Raw genomic sequence first — 21,467 nt, forward strand, 5'->3', positions numbered from 1 at the left:
GACCCCCGCCCGTAGTCTGTTCATATGGCCCGTTTTGCGCTCGATATTGATGCTGTCCCCCGCCCTGCCCGTTCCCAGTCGCTGCTGGATGCTGTGAACCACCGCGTGGTGATCGCCGACGGCGCCATGGGCACCATGCTGCAGGGCCGGGACCTTTCACTGGAGACCGACTTCCAAAACCTGGAAGGCTGCAACGAAATCCTCAACGACACGCGTCCGGATGTCATCGGAGACATCCACGACGCCTACTTCGCAGTGGGCATCGATGCAGTGGAAACCAACACCTTTGGCGCAAACTGGTCCAACCTGTCGGACTACGGCATTGATGACCGCATCGAGGAACTGGCCAGGAAAGGCGCCCTGATCGCCCGCGAGCGCGCCGAGGCAGCAGAGGCCAAGGACGGCCGCGAGCGCTGGGTCCTTGGTTCCATGGGGCCGGGCACCAAGCTCCCCAGCCTTGGCCACACCACTTACGACTACCTGAAGCAGACCTTCGCGTTGCAGGCGGAAGGCCTGATCGACGGCGGCGCGGATGCATTCCTGATCGAAACCAGCCAGGACCTCCTGCAGACCAAAGCTGCCGTGAATGGTTGCAAGCAGGCGATTGTTTCCCGTGGTGTCCGGCTCCCGATTTTCGTCGAAGTAACGGTCGAGACCACGGGCACCATGCTGATGGGTTCGGAAATCGGCGCTGCCCTGACCGCGCTGGAGCCGCTGGGCGTGGACGCCATCGGCCTCAACTGCGCCACCGGCCCGGACGAGATGAGCGAGCACCTCCGGCACCTGTCCAAGCAGTCCTCGGTGGCTATCGCCTGCATGCCCAACGCCGGCCTGCCGATCCTGGGGGCGAACGGCGCGCATTACCCGCTCTCCCCGGCGGAACTCGCCACAGCGCACGAGCAGTTCGTGCGTGAATTTGGCCTTGGCCTGGTGGGCGGCTGTTGCGGTACGACGCCGGAGCACCTGGCCGCCGTCGTCGAACGTCTTGAACCCTTCCGCACTATCAGCAACGCCCCCGACGCCGGCGCGGCGGCCGGGAACGGCGACGGCCCCGCGCGGGTGCCCAGCGAACGCGAACCGGGCGTCGCATCCCTGTACCACCACGTGCCCTTTGACCAGGAGTCGGCGTACCTGGCCATCGGCGAGCGCACCAACGCCAACGGCTCCAAGGCGTTCCGCCAAGCCATGCTGGAAGAGCGCTGGGATGACTGCGTGGATATCGCCCGCGAGCAAGTACGCGTCGGTGCGCATTTGCTGGACGTATGCGTCGACTACGTTGGCCGGGATGGCGTTTCGGATATCCAGGAAGTGGTGTCCCGCTTCGCTTCGGCTTCCACGCTTCCCTTGGTCATTGACTCCACCGAACCGCCGGTCCTGAAGGCAGGGCTGGAGCTCATCGGCGGACGCCCGGTGGTCAACTCCGTCAACTACGAGGACGGCGACGGTCCCGAAAGCCGCTTTGCCCGCATCATGCCCCTCGTGAAGGAACACGGTACGGCCGTGATCGCGTTGACCATTGACGAGCAGGGCCAGGCACGGACCACCGAGGGCAAGGTGTCCATCGCTTCCCGCCTGGTTGATTCCTTGGTGGCTGAGTGGGGCATGCGGGTTGAAGACATCATTGTGGACGCCCTGACCTTCCCCATCGCCACGGGCCAGGAGGAAACCCGCCGCGACGGCATCGAAACCATCGAGGCCATTCGACAAATCACCACCAAGTACCCGGGCATCCAGACCACGCTCGGCGTCTCCAACGTCTCCTTTGGCCTGAACCCGGCGGCGCGAATGGTGCTCAACTCGGTGTTCCTGCACGAGGCCGTACAGGCCGGCCTCACCAGCGGCATCATTGACGCCGCGAAGATCGTGCCTCCCGCCTCGCTGCCTGAAGAGCAGCGCAAGGTTGCGCTTGATCTCGTGTGGGACCGCCGCGAGTACGACGCCGATGGAAACGTCACGTACGATCCCCTGGCCACCATGCTGGACCTGTTCGCGGGCGTCGACAGCGCAGCACTTAAGGACCAGCGCGCGGCGGAGCTTGCCGCCCTGCCCACCGGCGAACGCCTGCAGCGGCGCATTATCGACGGTGAGGGCAAGGGACTCGAGGAGGACCTGGACCTGGCACGCAGCGAAGGCATGACGGCCCTGGGCATCATCAACGACCAACTGCTTGAGGGCATGAAGGTGGTTGGCGAACGCTTCGGTGCCGGTGAGATGCAGTTGCCGTTCGTGCTTCAGTCCGCCGAGGTCATGAAGAACGCGGTTGCCCTGTTGGAGCCGCACATGGAGAAGTCGGATTCCTCGGGTAAGGGCACCATGGTGATCGCCACGGTCCGCGGCGATGTGCACGATATCGGCAAGAACCTGGTGGACATCATCCTCACCAACAACGGCTACAAAGTGGTGAACATCGGTATCAAGCAAGGCATTGCCGAGATCATTGCCGCCGCTGAGGAGCACGACGCCGACGTGATCGGCATGTCCGGGCTGCTGGTGAAGTCCACCGTGGTGATGAAGGAGAACCTCGCCGAGCTCCAGTCGCGTGGCCTTGCGAAGAAGTGGCCCATCATCCTTGGTGGCGCAGCGTTGACCCGTGCTTATGTTGAGCAGGACCTGGCGGAGCAGTTCGAAGGAACCGTCCGGTACGCCAAGGATGCGTTCGAGGGACTCTCGCTCATGGAGCCGCTGGTGCAGGTGGCCCGCGGCGCCGACCCGGATTCGGTGGGCCTTCCTCCGTTGAAGAAACGCATCCACAAGGGCGGGGCGAAGTTCACGGTGACTGAACCGGAGGCAATGCCCGGCCGGTCCGACGTCGTCGCGGACAACCCCGTTCCGACGCCGCCGTTCTGGGGCACCCGCATTGTTCGCGGCGTGGCCCTGCACGACTACGCCGCGTTGCTCGATGAGCGCGCCACGTTCATGGGCCAGTGGGGCCTGAAGCCGGGCCGGGGCGAGGACGGCGCCTCCTACGACGAGCTGGTGGAACTTGAGGGGCGTCCCCGCCTCCGGTATTGGCTGGACCGGATCCTCGGCGAAGGAATGCTGGATGCTTCGGTGGCCTATGGCTACTTCCCGGTGGTGGCCGAAGGCGAGCAGGTAGTGGTGCTGCACCACGGAGAGGACTCCGACGGCGTCCTCGGGACCCCGGGCCTCCTTGCCCCCGACGGAGGCTCAGGCGGTGCAGTGGGCTCCGAGCGGTTGCGTTTCGACTTCCCGCGCCAGCGCCGCGACCGGCACCTGTGCCTGGCCGACTTTGTGCGTTCCCGGGAGTCCGGCCAGATCGACGTCCTGCCCGTGCAGTTGGTGACCGCGGGCGCGAAGATCGAGGAGTTCACCTCCAAGATGTTCGCGGCCAACCAATACCGCGACTACTACGAACTCAACGGGCTGGTCATGCAGCTTACCGAGGCGCTGGCTGAGTTCTGGCATGCGCGGATCCGGTCCGAACTGGGCTTTGCCTCCGAGGAGCCGAAGGACAAGGCCGGGTACTTCAAGCTGGATTACCGCGGCGCACGGTTCTCGCTGGGCTACCCCGCCTGCCCGGATATGGAAGACCGCCGGAAGGTGACGGAGCTGTTGAAGCCCGAGCGGATGGGTGTGGTCCTTAGCGATGAGCTGATGCTGCACCCCGAGCAATCCACGGACGCGTTCGTGTTCCACCACCCGGAGGCGAAGTACTTCAAGGTGTGATGTGCTCCAGGACCTGACCCACGATCAGCTCCGGGCTGTTGTTGATCCCGACCGAAATGTGGCGTTCATCCGCTTCCGGGGCTTCGAGGGTTTCCAGCTGGGAAGCCAGCAACGTGGCAGGCATGTACTCGTGAACCCGGGCGTTGATCCGCTCGCTGATGGTTCCGGCACTGCCGGTGAGATGGACAAACACGGCGTCCGGCGCATAGGAGCGAAGGAAGTCCCTGTACGTGCGCTTCAGTGCTGAGCAGGCCACTACTCCAGGCCCGCCCGCTGCGGAGCTTGCCAAAGCCTTCCCGATTTCGGCCAGCCAGGGCCAGCGATCATCGTCCGTCAGCGGGATCCCCTCCCCCATCTTCACTTTGTTGGCTTCCGGGTGGTAGTCATCGCCGTCCGCAAACGTGACGCCCAGGTGGGCTCCGAGCAGCGCACCGATGGTGGACTTGCCGCAGCCTGAAACCCCCATGATGACGAGGGGCGGAATATGGTTGCCCACGTTGTTGGGACGGGCCGGGGAATTGTTGGGACGGGCCGGGGAATCCATAGGAACCTTTCTTGATGCAGCCGGGTGAATCAGCGCAACGCCTTGCGCAGTCCCATGACCCGTTCAACAATGACCACCACGGCCAGGGAGATCAGGATGAGGATGACGGACAGGGCGGCGACGGCGGCGTCCGCTGAGTTTTCCACGTACCTCAGGACCTGAACGGGCAGCGTGGGTAGGCCCGACTCCGCAACGAACAGGGAAATCACGGCCTCATCGAAGGAGACGATGAAAGCAATGACGCCGCCCGCAATCACTCCCGGCTGGATGATGGGCAACGTGACCCTGCGGAACACGGTCCAGGAGTTGGCTCCCAGGATCCGGGCTGCGGCTTCACAGGACGTGTCCGTGGTGGCGAGGCTCATCAGCGTGGTCCTGATGACGAACGGAATAGTAATCGCAATGTGGCCGATGATGATGCCCGCGTAGGTGTTGGTGAGCTTGAGCGGCCCGAACAGGAGGACCATTCCGAGGGCGAGCACAATGCTCGGGATGAGCAGGGGTGACAAGAAGAACGATTGAACCGCGGCCTTCGCTTTGAACTCGAACCTGTCCAACGCCAAGGCCGCCGGCACGCCGAGTGCCAGAACAATGACGGTCACGATGACTGCGACGATGAGGCTGATCCTCATGCCGTTCATGAACGTGCTCTCCTCGGGGAGCATCTCATACCACTTGAAAGTGAAACCCTCCGGTGGGAAAGAAAGGTACTGGTTCGAGGCGAACGAGACAACGAAGACGATCAGCAACGGTGCCAACAGGAACAAGTACAGCAGGAACACAAGGATGCCGAAGGCAGGCTTGGCCGGGTTGAAGCGTGGCTTGAAAAGGCGGGCCTCGGACATGGCTAACCTCCGATTTTCTTGGTGAGGCGTTGATAAACGGCGATGATGAGGCCGAACAAAACCAGCAGGATCACAGAGAGCGCTGCAGCGAAGGGCCAGTTCAGCAACCCTGTGGTCTGGTCGTAGATTTCGGTAGCGAGGACCTGGACACTTCCACCGCCCAGCAGTCGCGGCGTAATGAAGGTGCTGATGGAGAGCACGAAGACCAGCAGGAATGCGGTGAGGATCCCGGGCAGGCTCAGTGGCAAAGTCACCCTGGTGAAGACCTTGAACTTGCTGGCCCCCAACGAGCCGGCCGCTTCCTCAAGCTGCGGGCTGAGTCGCCCGAAGCCGGAGATCATGGCCAGGATGGCGTAGGGCATGAAGATCTCAACGAGGCCGATGGTCACGCCGGTCATGTTGTTGGTCAGTTTCAAGGGGGTGTCGATGAGGCCCCAGTCGGCAAGGGTGGAGTTCACCAGGCCGTTGGTCCCAAGAATGACCATCCACCCGTACGTCCGGACGACGGCAGACGTCAGCAGCGGAGCGATGGCTATGGCAATGAGCAAGCCGCGCCATTTGCTGGTACTGCGCGCGAGGAACAGCGCCACCGGGTAGGAGACGATGACGCACAGCACGCCGACCGTGACACCCATCTGGAACGTGTCCAGGGTGACGCGCCAGTAGTAAGGGTCCGTGAGGGGCTGGATGTACGTGTCGAGGGTGAAGGTCTCCTCGATGACGCCGTCAGGTGCTCCCTTGTTGAAGGACATCCGGACCATGTAGGCGAGCGGGAAAACGAAGCTCACCACGAGGCCGAGGAGTCCGGGCAGCAGCAGTGCGAGGTAGGTCCGCCTGTTCCGCTTGGTGGTTGCCTGCTCCAGTTCCCCTTCTGCCGCGCCTAGCCTTGGCCGCTGCAATGGTTCTTTGAGCGTGGTCATGATGCGGAGCTTTCCGGGGCTTCGGGCAGAAGGTAGGCATCCTGGGCATCCCAGGACAGGTAAGCCGCGTCTCCGAGCCTGGGCAGCTTTCCGCTGGAGGTCAGGAGCTGGGCATTGAGCGTGCGGTCTGCGACCCTGACGCCCACCGAGAGGGCATCTCCGGTGTAGCTGATCCGCTCGATAATGCCCGGGATGGCATCAGTGGCACCATGCTCCGTGCCAACCCTGAGCCGATGCGGACGAATAACAAGTTCGCGGGTTGAGCCGGCCATGCCCGGAGCTCCCACGGCACCGAACTGTCCCAGGCCTTCCACGTCCACCTTGTAGTGGATTTCACCGTCGGCAGCCGAACCCATCTCAGCTACCACCCTCGCCTTCAGGAAGTTGGCCTGGCCAATGAAGTTTGCAACAAACCGCGTCCGGGGCCGTTCGTACACTTCGGTGGGCGATCCGAACTGTTCAATCAGGCCACCATTCATGACGGCAATGCGGTCGGCCATGTCCAGGGCCTCGTCCTGGTCATGGGTGACAAAGAGTGTTGTGGCCCGTGTCCGTTGCTGGATGGAGCGAATCTCGGTGCGCATTGTTTCGCGCAGCTTGGCGTCGAGGTTGGACAACGGCTCGTCAAGGAGAAGCAAGGTGGGTTCCACCACCAGGGCCCTCGCCAGGGCGATGCGCTGCTGCTGTCCGCCGGAGAGCTCCTTCGGCTGCCGTTTGGCCAGATGGCCCAGTTGGACCATGTCCAAGGCGCTGGCAACACGCTTCTGCTGCTCGGACTTGGACACCTGCCGCATCTGAAGGCCGAAACCGACGTTCTGTTCTACGTTCATGTGCGGGAACAGGGCGTAGGACTGGAACACCATGCCCATCCCGCGCTTGTTGACCGGGGTGTGGGTTATTTCCTTGCCGTCCACCACGATCGATCCCGCTGTGGGATCCATTAGCCCGGCGACCATGCGCAAAGTGGTCGTCTTACCGCATCCCGACGGGCCGAGGAGCGCCACCAGGTGCCCCTCTTCCACCTCCATGTTCAGGCGGTCGACGGCCGGATCAAGGCCGGCTGCGTATCTCTTGGTCAGATCCACGATCGACAATTTGGATTCAATCATTTTCAGTTCTCCTGAAGCGAAGTTGGTCGAGGGGCGCGCTGCCGGGCGCTACTTGGTGATGATCTGGCGCTTCCAGGTGTCGGTCCACTTGTCACGGGCCGAGGACAGGAACTGGACATCGAGGGGAACGATGTTGAGCGAACCATCAGTGGGGACCACGCGATCCTTCACCTCGGCCGGAAGTTCGGCGTTGGTCACGGACGGTGCGTAGAAGAGAGCCTTAGCGAAAGCCGTCTGGGCTTCGGGCGACAAGGCGTAGTTGATGAACGTTTCAGCGGCCGCCTTGTTGGGGGCGTCCTTCACCAGGTTGACGGTGTTGATCTGGTAGACCGTGCCTTCCTTCGGGAAAGTCACGCCCATCTTCTTGTTGCTCTGGTCGCTGTAGAACTGGCCGCGTGCGTTCTGGCCAAGGCCAAGAACGGTCTGTCCGGTGATGACGTTCTGGTATTCGTCCGGGTTGGGTGCGAACGTCTGGACGCCAGGGGCCATCTCCTTCAGCTTCGCGACTGCCTTGTCGATGCTTTGGGTGTAGTCCTCCCCTTCCATCTTCGAGGTGATCGCCGTCAGGGAGAGACCGAGCAGGGACGGAGGAGCGTTGACGTTGATCCTGCCTGCGTATGCCGGGTCCCAGAGCACATCCCAGCTCTCAGGAGCCTTGGGGAACGTGGCCGTGTCGTACAAGAGCCCGACGGCGTCCAGCATGACGACGGGACCGAAACCGCTCTTGTCCTGGAACTTCTCAGGAACATTGGCAAGGTTGGGGACTGCCGATTCATCGATCTTGTCGAACAGGCCCTGGGTGTTGCCTGTGGTGGACACGGAGTTGTCCATGATCGCCACGTCGGTTGCGGGATCGTTCTTCTGACCCTGCAACGCGCTCAGCATCTCCGCAGATGACCGCTTCGACGAGTAATTGATCTTGATGTCCGGGTACTTGGCCTTGAAGGGTTCGATCACGGCTGCGTTGTACTGGTCCTGCCAAACACCCGCGTAGGCGATGAGGTTGATTTCCCCCGACGTGGCGCTGGAGTTGCTGGTGCCGGCGCTCCCTGAACCACCTCCGCACCCGGTGAGAACGAGTGTGGCCGCGGCTGCCGCCGCCAGCACCACTTTGCCTTTACTGAACAGATTCATTAATTGACTCTTTCCATGTGGAGGAAGAATTTGACGTCGTCAGCAAATGTCTTCCGAGGGTGCAGGGAAATGTTTATTTCTATTGGGGTAGAAAAGGGAAAATATTGATAAGGATGTGTTCCCGGCTCTCAACCTAATGCTGGAGATATGCATCACACAAAGACCTATTGAGTATCCCTCCATAGCTTTCCCTTATGACGCCCGGCACCCACGACGCCGCCATGACCGGCCTGTTGGCAAAGCACCCGAGCGGGTCATCTGATTTGCTTATGCAGCTATCAGGATTTGATCTTGGTCATGAGCCGCCCCGGAACCTAACGTGGTCTCGCAGAAGGCAGAAAGCCTTAACGAGTTCGGGATTGCGATTGGGAGGCTAACGTGAAGAAGGTCCGCATTTTTCCCGACGAATCACGGAGCGGCGCGCCGCTATTGGCAGCCAGGACAGGATCCCACTGCCCAGCCAATGGATTCTGGCTGCCGGAGGGCAGCAGCGGACAGCCGATCTTCGTTTTCGAGGGCAGTGTTATGCCTGCCAGCGAAACGGGCGCCGCGGTTTGGCACCTTCAGACATCGGCAGAGACGGGGCGGGCGGCACCCTGAGCTTCCGCAGCCGCTCCGGACTGGCCGCTCAGCGGCTTCGCGCGCCTCAGCGCCGCAAGCACCGCGCGTCCCACCAACGCGATACCCACGATCGTGGTGACTGCGCGCAGGGTGTCCCATCCCGCCGTCGAAGTGATGAACGAATACAGCAGGAAGCTACTGAGGTTGGCGGACAGCGGGGCGCCCGGTACGTAGGAGATGCCCGTCCCAGCGCCCACCGCGAAAGGCCAGAACCACAGGTTGGTCAGCAAACCGAACACGTACGACGCCACAACGCCGTAAGCGCACAGCATCCACAGCTCGGCCTTGCCGCGCACGTTCCGGGGCAGGAGGCCGGCCCCGGCACCGACCCAGGCGCACGCGAAGATCTGGAACGGCGACCACGGACCAATACCGCTCCACAGGGCACTTGAAACAGCGATCGTCACAGCGCCCAGCAGCATGCCAAAGCGGGCACCGAAGGCGCGGCCGGCCAGGATCAGCAGGATGAAGACCGCTTCAACGCCCCCGACGCCGGTGCTCGCCACCCGGATTGCGGAACCAACCGCTGCAAGGACTCCGAGCAGCGCTACTGTGTGCGCCGAGCGGACGGAGCCGTCGAGGGACACGACAATGGCCACCACCGCCAGCGGCGCAATGGCAAGAGCCGCATAAGGAAGTGCGGCTGCGGCATCCTGGGGAAGCGCGGCTGCGACCAAGGGCCAGCAAAACGCTCCCAGGGCCAGCACGTTTGCTGCCGCGAGGATGGCCACTTCGACGGACCGCGGCATGCGGAAATGCCGGGTAGGGCGGCGGGTAGCGTGCAGTGCGGGCATGGCAACGTGGTCATGCCTTGGGTTCGCACCATGCAGGGAGATGGACTCCGGCATCGCCTCCGCCGGAACAGCCGGAGCAGGAGCTGGCGCAGCAACTGGCACGGGAGTAGGCCCGGGAACAGCAGGAGCCACACCCTCACGCATCGGGAGTATCCGGGCGCCGATTTGCCGGGCGAAATCAAGATCGTGCGTGGCAATCAGGACCGCCGTGCCTGTCCCCGCCGCCGCGCGCAGCGCCGTCGCCACGGCACCCCGGGCTGTGGGATCGAGGCCCCTGGTGGGTTCGTCGATGAGGAGGACCTGGGGGTCGTCGGCTGTCTGCAGGGTGATGGCAAGGATGCGCCGCTCCCCTGCCGAGAGATCCCGTGGGTGCTCGGTTCCGCCGGGCATCCCTGGCTGTCCACGAAGGAGTGCCAAGCGGGCCCAGGCCGGGATGGTTGATCCGGCAACCGTATCCCGTCCGCCGGCGCTGGCTGCATGCCGGGCGGTGCGTCGATCTGCCGCACGGAGTTCTCCTGCCACGGTATCCCGGGTGAAGAGGTCATCTGAGGCGTCGGGTACCAAGGCGATACGGCCGCCGTCGATCTTCGCTTCGCTACCGGTTCCCTCGCCGAGGGCCAGAGCAACCAGCAGCGACGATTTTCCGGCACCGTTCGGCCCAACCAGCGCCACGATCTCGCCCCGGTGCACGGACAGCGAAGCATCGCGCACCAGCGCCTTGCCCTCCCGGTGCACTGACAGGTTGCTCGCGGAGAGCACGCGTTCGGCTCCCCGAGGCTCTTCGATCGCCGCCGACGTCGGGCTTTCCTCGACCGGAAGCGAAGGTGCGGGTGCAGCGGCCGGTACCAGGCCGCCGTCGTGCATTGTCCACCAGGCGTCGGCGATCGGCACCAGGGGCCGCGCACGGTGCTCTGCGACGATGACGCAGGCTCCCGACTCCCGCGCGAGGCTGTTGAGGACGGCGATGACACGGTGCCGGGCATTCGGGTCGAGGTCGGCGAGCGGCTCGTCCACCAGAAGCACGGGCGGGCGGTCCACCACCGCGGCGGCGATGGCCACGAGGGTCGCTTCCCCTGCCGAAAGTGTGCTGAGGTCCCGGTGCAAGAGCGCCGTGACGCCGATGCGTTCCGCGACCTCGAGCGTCCGTGCCTTGGCGTCCTCGCGCGGTTCCCCGCGCAATTCCAGCGCGAGCGCGATCTCGTCCTCAACGCGCGTGCTCGCGAAGGCGGCCCGCGGATTTTGAAGCACGACGCCGATCAGACGGGCCGTGTCGCGTGGCGGCGCATCCGCCCTCTTCACACCGCCGATGTGGACCGTGCCGGAGAAATCTCCGCCGTCGACGTGGGACAGCAGGCCGGCAATGCCGCGAAGCATGGTCGATTTGCCGGAGCCCGTGGGGCCGGTGATCACGGTGACCGAACCGGGCGCAGGACGGAAATTGTCGATGCGGAGCCGAGTGCTGCCGATGGTGAAGAAGGCCTCATTGATCTCCACGGGTGCCCGGCCGGTTCCGTGGGGCGCGTGCCGGCTGTTCCGGCTGCCAAAGCCGCGCAACTCAAGGGCCGCGGCTACCCGGCTGGCATGCTCGAGCGTGCGTTCCAGCATGGGCACCAAGGCCCGCGGGCCGAATTTCTCGCCCCTCAGCCGGAAGGCCAAGCGGACGGAACGAGCGGCGTCGGCGAGCGCCGGAAGCGCGGCCCACGCGACCACCAGCGTGCGCGCGATGCCCTGGAACGGACCGCCGCGGGCAAGGCGCACAAACCCCCGGGCTACATCCACCCAGGCGTTGACCAGGCCGAAAGCGAGAATCAGGCCAGCGATCGGCAAGGCCGACAACACCGCGTCCCACAGCCCCGGTGCGGTGACAGGGCCGAGCAGGACGACGTGGGCGAACGGCGCCGGCAGCCTGACCGGCGGCAGGTTGAGAAGAACGGGACCGTCGGCGCCCGCTCCGTTAAAGAGGATGCGATAGATGACCCGCGCCGCAACGAAGATAACGGCGAGTGCCGCTGCCGCGCGTAACGGCGCGGGCCTGAAGGTCATGCCGTGGGTGTGGCGGGTGCGCCGTCAACCGTGTAGAGCAGTTCCAGGCTCTCGCCCGGCTTGACCTGCTGGGTGGCCAGGCCTTCCTGCGCGTAGGTCCAGTCACCGGAGGCGGGCTTGATCCAGATAGCCCAGTAAGCGAAGGCTGCCGGCATGGTGGCGCATTCTTCGCGGTAGGTGCCGCCCTTGTGGGTGATGTCGAAGTCGGCAGCGGGCACGCCGTTGACGCGGCAGACCAGCTCGGCGGGGTACTGCTTGGTGCCCTCGGTCTTCACGTCGGCTTGTTCGAGGACTTTGGCTGCGGTGGTGGCCTCGCTGACGGGCACGCAGACGGACTCGGTGGCGGCAGCTTGCTTGATGGCGCCGGAATCGACAATGACCTTGACGCCGTCGCAGGGGCCGGATTCAGCGGCTGCGCTGGCAGAGGTGCTTGATGCTGCTTCGCTGGAGGTCGCGGTGGGGTTCGGCCGGGTGGAGGCCGGCGTGGAACATGCTGCGAGGGTGATGAGGAGACCGGCGGCGGCGAGGGTGCTCGCGGCGGCGGTGCGGATCTTGGGAAAAGTCACGGATTAAGGGTAGGGGTTTTAGGCGTTTTGGGGCTTGGGAACAGCCTTGTGTGACGCCGGGTGGCATGCGGTCCGCGTTGTCCTATGCCGCCGGCCCGGTCCTTGCGCCCGCCACCTTGGCCGGGGCGCCTTGGCCCGTCGCTGTCGATTGGACCTCAACAATTGTTGAGGTCCTAGGGTAGTAGGGACCCCGGAAACCCGGGGACTGCTACGAAAGCGCAGGCCCATGCCCCCCTCCAGTGCCCCCGCAGACTCAAATCCCACGATGACCGACCTCTTCCGCAGCGCCTTCCGGTCCCACCCTGCCGGCGTAACTGTAGTGACCGCCGTCGGGCATTCCGGGCCGGTGGGCCTGACCGCCTCCTCTGTCGCGTCGGTTTCCGCGGATCCGCCGGCGCTTTCCTTCTCCCTGTCCGGCAGCCGTTCCGCCGAGCAGCTGATCGAGGCTGAAACGGTGGTGGTCCACATGATGGCTGCCTCCCAGGTGGACCTCGTGAAGATGTTTTCCAAGCCCGGCACAGAGCGGTTCACCGCCGGCATGGACTGGACGACGCTGCCGACCGGGGAGCCTCTTTTGGGAGGAGTCCTGTGGGCGCTGCGCTGCAGGATCACGCACAGGGTTCCGGTAGGCGCCTCGATCCTGCTGGCGGCGGAGGTGCTTGAGGTTGTGGGTCAGCCTGGACAAGGTACGCCGCTGGTCTACCGTGACCGCGGTTTCTACCGGCTGACGGAGGAGGCGCGGGTCGGGTAGAAGAGCCCGACGGCGGCAGGCGGGCCGAGGCTGGCGCAGATCTACTGTGGCGTTTACTTGACACTTCAACTTATTGCGTGCGACGCTAGTTGTAGCTTCAACTAATGCGTAGCGACAGTCCGACTCTCAGGACGTCGCTCCCCCTCGTTCGAACGGTAACCATCATGAATCAGTTCTCCCCCGCCGCAACCACGGCAGTGACCGTCCTGCGGGTCCTCGCAGGCTTCGTCTTTGCCGCCCACGGCTGGCAGAAGTTCAGCCAGTTCACCATTGCCGGCACCCAGGCGTCCTTCGCCGAAATGGGCGTCCCCGCAGCAAACATCGTCGCTCCGCTCGTGGCGACCCTGGAACTTGCCGGTGGAATTGCCCTGATCCTGGGCGTGCTGACCCGCGTGTTCGCCGCACTTCTCGCCGTGGACATGCTCGGAGCCCTGTTCCTGGTTCACGCACCGGCCGGCGTCTTCGCGGCCGATGGTGGCTATGAGCTGGTCCTGGTCCTGGCTGCGGCAGCAATCGCTATCGCGCTCTTTGGCCCGGCCAAGTTGTCGGGTGACTACGCCCTGTTCAGCCGGACAAGGTTTAAGGCCCTCGTCTAATACCGCCCGGCCCTTCCACAACCGAAATGATCCCCGTGAACTTCCTGTCCCGCCTTTTTGGAAAGAAGAAGAAAATGACTGATATCACCATCATCGGAACCGGCAACATGGCCCGCGGCCTGGCAACCCGGGCAATCGCCGCCGGCAAGAGCGTCCAGCTGCTCGCACACGAAGACAAGGCCAAGGCCCAGGTTCTCGCTGCGGAACTCGGCGGCCGGGTCTCAACCGGGGTTGTGGGCGACGAGCTCACCAGCAACCTCGTGATCCCGGCGGTCTACTTCGACGCAGCCAAAGCCATTGTTGACCGTTACGGCGATGCCCTGAACGGCAAGGTCTACGTGGACATCACCAACCCCGTGGACTTCGCAACCTTCGAAGGCCTGGCAGTGCCCGCAGACAGCTCTGCTGCCGAAGAACTCCAGAAAATCACCGGCGCAAGCGTCGTCAAGGCCTTCAACACCACGTTCGCGGCGACCCTCGGTGAAGGTGCCGTAGCAGGACACGTCCTTGACGTCCTGATCGCCGGAGATGACGAGGCCGCAATCCAGACCGTCGTCGACTTCGCCGCCGGAGCCGGGCTCAACCCGGTGGTCGTCGGCCCCCAGCGCCGTGCCCGGCAGCTCGAGCAGACCGGCTTCCTCCACATCCTGCTCTCCGCCAATGACGAACTCCCGGCGTACCAGTGGAACTCCGGCCTGAAGCTGGTCCCCGCCGCGTAGTCCTGATCCCCGCCGCGGTCCTGGTCCCCGCCGCTTAGTCGAAGTACCGAGGCATCAACGCAGGCCGCGCCCCATACAGTGGGGTGCGGCCTTGTTGTCGAAAGGTAGGCTGCGACGACGAGAGTCACCGGGATTAGGTCGGTTTCATGATCCAGTCGGCAAGTTCGGCAGCAGTTTCTGAAGTAATGACATGACCGCCGGGATCTTTGTGGGCCTTCGTGTTTGGTGGTGTTACGGGAGCCGGAGAGCTGGGACGCCACCAGTTTGCGGAGTCAGCGCTGGGGGCATTCCGGCTTACGGCCCGGCGGGATCCCTTAGGGCGTTGAGCTGCCGTATCACGCACCGGTTCTGGCTGGGTACGTCAATCCTGCTGGCAGAAAAGGGGCGAATTGGGCTGGTACGGGCAGCATCCCTAGATTTACGAAACGTCCATTATCGGCGTTAGGGCACTCGCTCGTTCACTGTGAACGGCCTCCTAATGATCCCCATGCGACGGCCTCGGTCACGGCATCACAGCTCAAAGCCCCTGTGGGCTGCACTTAGGCCTTGCTGAGATCTGCCGTCAGCTCGGCCCGCAGCAGTCCCGCAGTTTTCGGGATCTGCCCAAACAGCGCCAGGGACGCGATTCCCGTCCATGGCCCCGGGCTGACTGGCTGTGGCATCTTTTGCTGCTTGAAGGGTCTTGCCTCTGGCGGCAGAGTGTTGTGGCGCGTCGACAATTCGGCCAGCACGTCCGGCCCGACAGGACCACCTATGCATGGGATCGAAGGTCCACTCGATGTCGATAGAAGCGTCCCGTGCGTCGAAGCGTCAGCCGCCCCCGTTGGCGGTGTAGCCCTCGGCGATCAGATCGTGGAGATGATGGAGCGATGAATCATCAGCTAGGGCGGCCCCCCGGACCCAGCTGAACGCTAGTGCGGCGAGGAAAAGGTCGCGGCCACGCACCGAAGGGGATGCCTTGCCGTCACGCTGAGCGGCGGCCAAGAACTCGTCGGTGTACTCAATAAATCCATAGCAGGTCGTCGCGAGTGGATTTTGTTCTTCCAGCAACGCGTTGCGCAACGGCTCAGGAAGACCGTCAAAGGCAGCGAAGTAGCTCTCGAGGGCCGCCAACCAGAGGTTGAGCGCGGCACCGCTGTCGGCGAGCGTTTTAATGCGGGCGCGTTCGCCATCGAGCCGAGTGTTACGGTCCTGCAGGAGTTCGGCGAGCAGGTCATCTCTCGTGGGAAAGTGACGATACAGGGTGGCCGAACCCACCCCTGCGCTGCGCGCGACTGTTTCCAGTGAGGCATTCACCCCATGGTTGCTGAAATGCTTCTCAGCTTGGTTGAGGATCTCCGAACGGTTCCGCTCCGAATCAGCACGGGGACGTCGGCTTTGCACTCCGCCAGCATGAATCACAGGGCTCGCCTCTCATCCAATCCGCACACCTTATTAGAGCGCATTCTGTACGTCGACAGCCTGCTCGCGCGGGAGCACTGCCGTCTACCAACCTCAAAACTATACGCCCTGTAACCGCAGGCGTACGCGGTAGGGCGAGCGGCACGAGAGCCACCCCAGGGGCGGGCCAAGCAATTGCTGACTGCACGCCGGACGCTCTCGGTGGCCATTCTAAGATGCCCCGCCATGCAGTGCCCGGCTCATGCATTAGCGATGATCCTTTCGCTGGCGGCGAAAGCGGCATGTACGGCATGTACGTAACTTGCTAAACGGGGCATGACTCCGTTTATATATGGGGGCACCCCCCGTTTATAGCCGGCCAGGAGATCGGCGCGGAAGGTAACCCGTTCAGGAAGCGAGCACCCGCATGACCACAAGCGTCACCTCATCCGTTCCGGGCTCGGAACCGGACCCCATCGTCCCGTCCGAGACTGCTGCAGCTCCACCGGTTAGCGAGGAGGTTCGCACGAGGACGGGCCTTTCCCGCGGGGACAAGCTCGTCCTAGGCATCCTGATGGCGTCCGCCTTCATCGTCCTTACCAACGAGATGCTGCTCGGAGTCGCAATCCCGACCCTCATCACGGATCTAGGCCTAACCGCGTCCACGGCTCAGTGGCTTACAACCGGCTACCTGCTGGTGATGGCGGTGCTGATACCAACCACCGGCTACATCATGCGCTCGTTCCACTTACGGACGATCTACCTGACATCGATGTCGCTGTTCATACTTGGGACTGCCCTCGGCGCCGTCGCACCCGGATTCGGCCTGCTTTTCACCGGCCGGATCGTCCAAGCCGTCGGAAGCGCGGTGTTCCTCCCCCTACTCATGTCGACCACGATGCGACTGGTCCCCGTGGAGCGCCGCGGTCGGTTCATGGCAATGGTCGTCGTTATCACCTCCGCCGGCCCGGCTCTAGCCCCGGGTATTTCTGGCCTGGTCCTATCCCAGCTTGGATGGCGGGGGCTCTTCTTCGGCATGCTTCCACTGGCACTGCTCGTGCTCGTGCTCGGTGTACTAAAGCTAAAAAACGTCACCACCCCCGAACCGGGCAAGGTAGACGTTTTTTCCGTCATGCTGTCGGTTGTCGGATTCGGGGCTCTCATCTACGGCTTGGCAACTATGGGCGAGTCGATCGGCGGCCACCCTGTGGTTCCGCTCTTCGTGCCGATCACGGTCGGGGTCCTGGGGATAACGGGATTCATCGTTCGCCAGGCGATCTTGCAGCGCAGTGGTGAGCCGCTGCTCGACCTCCGCATCTTCCGCGCCGGCGGCTTCGTCCTTCCGCTCGCCGCGATGCTCGGACTGACCCTCACCGGTTTTGGTAGCGGAGTAATCTACCCACTGGTCCTGACCAGCATCCGCGGACTCGAGCCGCTCAACATCGGTTTCCTCCTCATCCCCGGAGGTGTGACTGTAGCCATTGTCTCGGCCATCGGAGGGCAGGTCTACGACCGTGTCGGGCCTCGTCCGCTTGTTATCTCCGGTGCGCTCATCGTGGCCGCGTCATTCGCCATGATGATGCAGGTGACCTCGGAAACCACAACTGGATTCATTGTGGCTGCGAACATCATCATGTTCGTTGGGCAGGCATTGATGTGGACCCCACTGACGACGGCCGCCCTGTCGGCGCTCACACCAGCCCTTTATCCCTTCGGCAGCGCCGCATTTGGAAGCATCCAGCAGCTCGGTGGCGCCGTCGGAACTGCAGTGCTCATCTCCGCATACTCCCTGGGAGCAGGATCCAGCCATACGGGTTCGTTGACTCTCGAGCAGGCGGTTTCAGCAGCGCAGGCTGCATTCACTGCCGGGCTCGTCATCGCTTGCCTCAGTGACACAGCATGATGCGGTCATTCGGGCTGCAGCCGCGGCGGAGGTCAGCGCACTTGCCTACACCAGCGTTTACCGCGCCTCTGAGAGCACGCTTCCGCTGGCTCCCATACACGCCGCTGCGGAGCGAGCCATCACCGCTACAGGTCTTCCCGCCGTGATTTTGCGGAACAACTCCTACACGGAGCTCTATCTCGGACCCGTCATCCGAGCACAAGAGACGGGCGTCATTACATCCGCAGCGGGCGGGGGGCGCATAGCCGCAGCAACGCGCCCCGACTTCGCTGAGGCCGCTGCCGTTGCCATCACCGACGACGCATATCTCGGTCGAACCCTTGAGCTCGCGGGCGACACGGCATTCACCCACGAAGATCTCGCAGCGGCAGCTGCGGAAATTTGGGAGCGCGAGGTCACGTACCGGGCGCTGTCCGAGGAACAACTGATTGCCGAGTTCTCCACCATGGGACTTGACGCGAAGACCGCGAAGCTCCTCGCCGCGATCGATGCTGCAATCGGAGCCGGGTACCTCGACTCCTCTGACCGCACCCTGAGCGAAATGATCGGCCGCCCGACCACCTCCCTGATAGACGCACTGCGCTCCGGTCTCTGATCCGACTGTCGGAGCCGTCGTGCCAGTCATCCGCAGACTTGCAGGAACCCCAACCAAAACAGGAGTACACCATGTCCCAACGCACCGACCGACCCCCCGTTGACCCCGCTCTCCAGGAAGTCCTCACGGCTCTTGCTGAAAAACTACCGGCATCAATGACCGAGGAAATGATCCCAATGATGCGCGCCGGCTCACCGGCAGATGTCATGCCGGAGACAATCGCCGCGCACAATCTCGTGCAACGTGATACCACGATTGACGGCTACGAGGGAGGGCCAATCGTCGTCACAACCATCGCCAGGTCTGATCACGCCGGACGCGGCCCGGGCTTCCTTCATGTCCATGCGGGAGGGATGGTGGCCGGCACTCGGACGACCGGCCTGGCGCCAATACTTCCTTGGATTGTGGAGCACGATGCGGTGATGGTAACCGTGGAATACAGGCTCGCTCCGGAGTTCCCCGACCCGTACCCGGTCGAGGACAGCTACTCCGCACTCGTATGGATGGCCGAGCACGCAACCGATCTCGGCATCGACCCTGACAGGATCATGATCATCGGAGCCAGCGCAGGAGCCGGAATTGCCGCCGGGACGGCGCTGCTCGCACGCGACCGCAGCGGCCCGAACCTGACCGGCCAACTGCTGATCGGCCCCATGATCGACGACCGCGATAGGACCATCTCCTCCGAACAGTACGACGGCATGCCGCCCTGGGACAGGAAGAGCAACCGTATGGGTTGGAAGGCTCTGCTCGGTGACCGCAGCGGAACAGACAACGTCTCCATCTATGCCGCACCGGCCCGGGCCACAAACCTGACCGGACTTCCGCCCACCTACATCGACTGCGGATCCGCAGAAGTGTTTCGGGACGAGGACGTCTCCTACGCCAGCGCACTCTGGGGGGCCGGCGTGCAGACAGAACTCCACGTCTGGGCCGGAGGCATCCACGGCTTCGACTTCGTGGCACCGGACGCCGCAGTCTCTCGCGCAGCTCGCGCAGCACGCACTGCCTGGGTGGCTCGCCACCTAGGAGACAAGTAGCCCGGCGGCCCCGCACACCTTCAAGGGTGCCGGTCCGATCTTCACCCGGACGGACAAACTGCCAGATTCGTTGTTTTCCTTGCCGATGAAGACCAGGCCTCGCACATCACCGAACAGGCCTGGTTCGTCAAAGCCGATCCGTCGGTTAACGCAGCAGGCGGACCATCGCCGCGCCCCGTGGGATGAGCAAAGTGGCGCCAGAAGATCCCGGTTGGCTCACCCCAACTAGGTCCAGACCGGTGTGGTTTTGTGGCGCGAAGGGCCGGCGCCCGCCCATCGAACCAAGATCTGGTTGAGAAGGTATCGCCGCCGACGCCCCACGGTCGGCACGAGGATCGTTCGGATCTACAGACTGCGTCCCTCCGCCGCCGTCAGGCTGGCCACGCCTGCATCGAGCCGTCAGCCGATAGTCGTCTAGAGGCCCGGGACTGTCGCAGCCCTTCGTGATCGGATTGCGGAGGTGACGAAACGATGAGTCTTCAACGCCGGGCCGGCACCGAGGGAGAGTCCCTTTTCTTAGTCTGAGTTGACCCTAGGAGTTCGAGGGCGTGTTCGGTGAAACCGCAGTACCTCGCCGCGCTCGTACTTGTCGGGGTACGCGGTCGCACCTCAAATTAGGAGCCTCTTTTACACAAGCCCAGGGGCTAATCTCAGTCGAAGAAGGGGGTTGCTAATTTATACAAATAGCACCCTATTTTCTGTTAACGCTGAAATGGTGTAGCAGCATCGCTACGTCATGCTCTGACGAGTCTGTCAGGAATCGTCCACGCCCTCACACTTTAGCGATCCAAGGGAGCATCGTTATGAAAGAAGCAAAGACCCGCGCCAACCGCGCATTGATTGGGTGCATCCTTCTAGTTTCAATGAACTTCGGCACCTTCATCGTGCTCTCGAACTACATCGGCGGGCTATCCGTGCAGTTCAGCGCAACGGTCGGCCAGATTATCTTGCTATTTTCTATCTCATCGATTGGCAGCTTAATCGCAAACCTCAGCCTTGCGCCCATGTTCCGACGCATGAGAATCCGCTCAATTCTCCTGATCGGGATCTCCTGCTATGCGGCCTTCTTCCTCCTTATGGCTTTCTCGACCTCGCTTCCGCTGCTCTATGTCGCTGCCCTGCTCTTCGGGATGGGTGTGGCTGGCTGCGGATTCGTCGTAGCCCAGGCCGTCATCATATGGTGGTTCGTTCGCGGTGTTGGGAAGAAGATCAGCTATCCCTCCATCGCCTACCCGCTGGTTTCCCTTGCTCTCTCCCCGGCGATTGCCTGGGGTATTGAGTCGGCTGGTTTCACTCCGACACTCTTGGTGCATGGGCTCCTTTGTGTTGCGGTGATGCTGTTTGCTGCTCTTGCGCTCATCCCTGAGCGACCCGAATTCTACGGACTGACCGCGTACGATCCCACACCGGGAACGAGGCTTGATGCCTCCTCGGCCGAAGTTCGGGAGGCCATCCGGGAGGCATCTGTAACAGGAGCGGAAGCGCCTTCCAACTCTGTGGTCAGCATGCCATCAGCGGAATCACCGGCAGGAATGACACTCAAGCAAGCATTGAGGACCCCTTCGTACTGGTTGGTGAGCGTCGCCGTATTCTTGATCGTCGGTGTGGCCACGGGGTTCGGTGGACAGGCGGTCGTAATTTTCGAGACCGCTGGCGGCGTTACAGCCATCGCTGCCGCTCTTATTCTTTCCGTGAAGAACCTCGCTGCAATGGCCTGGAACTTCGCCTATGGTGCTCTGGCTGACCGTATCGGCGGTAGTTCCGCCGGTCTTCTCTTCGGCTTGGGCGTCATGGTCTTCAGTTCAATTGCGGTATTCGTGTCCGGGACGGGGGGAGCGATCTTCATCGCTGCGGGCCTCGCGATCACGCAGTTCGGGGGAATGTACGCCGCCATAATTCTCCCCCGGATGTTTGGGCTGAAAGAGTTCGGAAGCATTCTTGCTTCAATCAATGTGAGCGCAGCACTCGGTGGCGCCGTCGTCGGAGCTCTCGGTGGTCTTATCTACGACGCCACGCTCAGCTACACAATGTACTTCATCTTTTTCGCAGCAGCGGCGGCAGCTATGGTGGTCCTCCAGGTCATGGCTACACGCCCGCGAGCCCTGAATCGCCTTGCGGAGACAGCTGCCGCGGAGCCAATCGAGGAGCGAATCACAACCTGACTTCCTACAGGAATGGCCACGTGATCGCCGAGCAAACCTGAAGATCTCTAAAACAAGC

The 21,467-nt window shown here is 63.1% G+C and carries 17 protein-coding genes; 8 read left to right on the top strand and 9 right to left on the bottom strand.

The window, feature by feature from the left end; translation table 11 throughout:
- Positions 1–24 precede the first annotated feature (24 nt).
- Positions 25–3,687, top strand: coding sequence for a methionine synthase (gene metH, locus RI444_RS21050; RefSeq protein WP_316963850.1), 3,663 nt, complete (start codon positions 25–27; stop codon positions 3,685–3,687).
- Here the strand turns inward: metH and RI444_RS21055 are convergent.
- The 7 genes from RI444_RS21055 to RI444_RS21085 form a co-directional block, all read right to left on the bottom strand.
- Positions 3,677–4,231 (bottom strand): gluconokinase, encoded by a 555-nt coding sequence (locus RI444_RS21055; RefSeq protein ID WP_242703183.1) that lies wholly within the window; start codon positions 4,229–4,231, stop codon positions 3,677–3,679. The genes metH and RI444_RS21055 overlap by 11 nt on opposite strands.
- A gap of 29 nt (positions 4,232–4,260) precedes the next feature.
- Complete coding sequence (locus RI444_RS21060) at positions 4,261–5,076, bottom strand: ABC transporter permease (protein WP_021474502.1); 816 nt, start codon at positions 5,074–5,076, stop codon at positions 4,261–4,263.
- A 2-nt stretch (positions 5,077–5,078) separates the two neighbouring features.
- Positions 5,079–5,996, bottom strand: coding sequence for an ABC transporter permease (locus RI444_RS21065; protein ID WP_021474503.1), 918 nt, complete (start codon positions 5,994–5,996; stop codon positions 5,079–5,081).
- A complete protein-coding gene (locus RI444_RS21070; RefSeq protein WP_021474504.1) occupies positions 5,993–7,105 on the bottom strand; it encodes an ABC transporter ATP-binding protein in 1,113 nt (370 codons plus the stop codon). The genes RI444_RS21065 and RI444_RS21070 overlap by 4 nt, the downstream gene beginning before the upstream one ends.
- 48 nt (positions 7,106–7,153) lie before the next feature.
- Positions 7,154–8,239 (bottom strand): ABC transporter substrate-binding protein, encoded by a 1,086-nt coding sequence (locus RI444_RS21075; RefSeq protein ID WP_021474505.1) that lies wholly within the window; start codon positions 8,237–8,239, stop codon positions 7,154–7,156.
- Between the two features lie 563 nt (positions 8,240–8,802).
- Positions 8,803–11,697: an ATP-binding cassette domain-containing protein gene (locus RI444_RS21080; protein WP_179011411.1), complete on the bottom strand. Its 2,895-nt coding sequence runs from the start codon at positions 11,695–11,697 to the stop codon at positions 8,803–8,805.
- Complete coding sequence (locus tag RI444_RS21085) at positions 11,694–12,263, bottom strand: hypothetical protein (RefSeq protein ID WP_021474507.1); 570 nt, start codon at positions 12,261–12,263, stop codon at positions 11,694–11,696. The genes RI444_RS21080 and RI444_RS21085 overlap by 4 nt, the downstream gene beginning before the upstream one ends.
- Before the next feature lie 265 nt (positions 12,264–12,528).
- On the opposite strand from RI444_RS21085, the gene RI444_RS21090 reads away from it, so the two are divergent.
- The 3 genes from RI444_RS21090 to RI444_RS21100 all read left to right on the top strand — a co-directional run bounded on the left by RI444_RS21090 (position 12,529) and on the right by RI444_RS21100 (position 14,329).
- Positions 12,529–13,014, top strand: a complete 486-nt coding sequence (locus RI444_RS21090; protein WP_192551631.1) for a flavin reductase family protein — start codon at positions 12,529–12,531, stop codon at positions 13,012–13,014.
- A 164-nt stretch (positions 13,015–13,178) separates the two neighbouring features.
- Positions 13,179–13,610 (top strand): DoxX family protein, encoded by a 432-nt coding sequence (locus RI444_RS21095; RefSeq protein WP_021474509.1) that lies wholly within the window; start codon positions 13,179–13,181, stop codon positions 13,608–13,610.
- Positions 13,611–13,684: 74 nt separating this feature from the next.
- Positions 13,685–14,329, top strand: coding sequence for an NADPH-dependent F420 reductase (locus tag RI444_RS21100; protein ID WP_031217239.1), 645 nt, complete (start codon positions 13,685–13,687; stop codon positions 14,327–14,329).
- A 539-nt stretch (positions 14,330–14,868) separates the two neighbouring features.
- Here the strand turns inward: RI444_RS21100 and RI444_RS21105 are convergent.
- Complete coding sequence (locus tag RI444_RS21105) at positions 14,869–14,991, bottom strand: hypothetical protein (protein ID WP_276514968.1); 123 nt, start codon at positions 14,989–14,991, stop codon at positions 14,869–14,871.
- A gap of 148 nt (positions 14,992–15,139) precedes the next feature.
- Positions 15,140–15,730 (bottom strand): TetR/AcrR family transcriptional regulator, encoded by a 591-nt coding sequence (locus tag RI444_RS21110; protein WP_207605354.1) that lies wholly within the window; start codon positions 15,728–15,730, stop codon positions 15,140–15,142.
- Between the two features lie 406 nt (positions 15,731–16,136).
- Here RI444_RS21110 and RI444_RS21115 point away from each other — a divergent pair, with 406 nt between their 5' ends.
- The 4 genes from RI444_RS21115 (at position 16,137) to RI444_RS21130 (ending at position 21,409) form a co-directional block, all read left to right on the top strand.
- Positions 16,137–17,612 carry an MFS transporter gene (locus RI444_RS21115; protein ID WP_207605353.1) on the top strand — a complete coding sequence of 492 codons (1,476 nt, stop codon included), beginning with the start codon at positions 16,137–16,139 and terminating at the stop codon, positions 17,610–17,612.
- On the top strand, positions 17,599–18,207 hold the full coding sequence (locus tag RI444_RS21120) for an NAD(P)-dependent oxidoreductase (RefSeq protein WP_207605352.1): 609 nt from the start codon (positions 17,599–17,601) through the stop codon (positions 18,205–18,207). The genes RI444_RS21115 and RI444_RS21120 overlap by 14 nt, the downstream gene beginning before the upstream one ends.
- A gap of 71 nt (positions 18,208–18,278) precedes the next feature.
- Positions 18,279–19,247 (top strand): alpha/beta hydrolase fold domain-containing protein, encoded by a 969-nt coding sequence (locus RI444_RS21125; protein WP_207605351.1) that lies wholly within the window; start codon positions 18,279–18,281, stop codon positions 19,245–19,247.
- 803 nt (positions 19,248–20,050) lie between these two features.
- Positions 20,051–21,409: an MFS transporter gene (locus RI444_RS21130; protein ID WP_207605350.1), complete on the top strand. Its 1,359-nt coding sequence runs from the start codon at positions 20,051–20,053 to the stop codon at positions 21,407–21,409.
- Positions 21,410–21,467 lie beyond the last annotated feature (58 nt).

Origin of the sequence: Paenarthrobacter sp. AT5 (assembly GCF_032764245.1) — a bacterium.
Lineage (GTDB): Bacteria > Actinomycetota > Actinomycetes > Actinomycetales > Micrococcaceae > Arthrobacter > Arthrobacter ureafaciens.

What these genes read in the sequence shown, in the direction of transcription:
- RI444_RS21070 (WP_021474504.1), bottom strand. Translation starts at nt 7,105, where the DNA reads ATGATTGAATCCAAATTGTCGATCGTGGATCTGACCAAGAGATACGCA.
- metH (WP_316963850.1), top strand. Translation starts at nt 25, where the DNA reads ATGGCCCGTTTTGCGCTCGATATTGATGCTGTCCCCCGCCCTGCCCGT.
- RI444_RS21090 (WP_192551631.1), top strand. Translation starts at nt 12,529, where the DNA reads ATGACCGACCTCTTCCGCAGCGCCTTCCGGTCCCACCCTGCCGGCGTA.
- RI444_RS21060 (WP_021474502.1), bottom strand. Translation starts at nt 5,076, where the DNA reads ATGTCCGAGGCCCGCCTTTTCAAGCCACGCTTCAACCCGGCCAAGCCT.
- RI444_RS21095 (WP_021474509.1), top strand. Translation starts at nt 13,179, where the DNA reads ATGAATCAGTTCTCCCCCGCCGCAACCACGGCAGTGACCGTCCTGCGG.
- RI444_RS21130 (WP_207605350.1), top strand. Translation starts at nt 20,051, where the DNA reads ATGAAAGAAGCAAAGACCCGCGCCAACCGCGCATTGATTGGGTGCATC.
- RI444_RS21125 (WP_207605351.1), top strand. Translation starts at nt 18,279, where the DNA reads ATGTCCCAACGCACCGACCGACCCCCCGTTGACCCCGCTCTCCAGGAA.
- RI444_RS21115 (WP_207605353.1), top strand. Translation starts at nt 16,137, where the DNA reads ATGACCACAAGCGTCACCTCATCCGTTCCGGGCTCGGAACCGGACCCC.
- RI444_RS21055 (WP_242703183.1), bottom strand. Translation starts at nt 4,231, where the DNA reads ATGGATTCCCCGGCCCGTCCCAACAATTCCCCGGCCCGTCCCAACAAC.
- RI444_RS21065 (WP_021474503.1), bottom strand. Translation starts at nt 5,996, where the DNA reads ATGACCACGCTCAAAGAACCATTGCAGCGGCCAAGGCTAGGCGCGGCA.
- RI444_RS21100 (WP_031217239.1), top strand. Translation starts at nt 13,685, where the DNA reads ATGACTGATATCACCATCATCGGAACCGGCAACATGGCCCGCGGCCTG.
- RI444_RS21080 (WP_179011411.1), bottom strand. Translation starts at nt 11,697, where the DNA reads ATGACCTTCAGGCCCGCGCCGTTACGCGCGGCAGCGGCACTCGCCGTT.
- RI444_RS21075 (WP_021474505.1), bottom strand. Translation starts at nt 8,239, where the DNA reads ATGAATCTGTTCAGTAAAGGCAAAGTGGTGCTGGCGGCGGCAGCCGCG.
- RI444_RS21105 (WP_276514968.1), bottom strand. Translation starts at nt 14,991, where the DNA reads ATGCCACAGCCAGTCAGCCCGGGGCCATGGACGGGAATCGCGTCCCTG.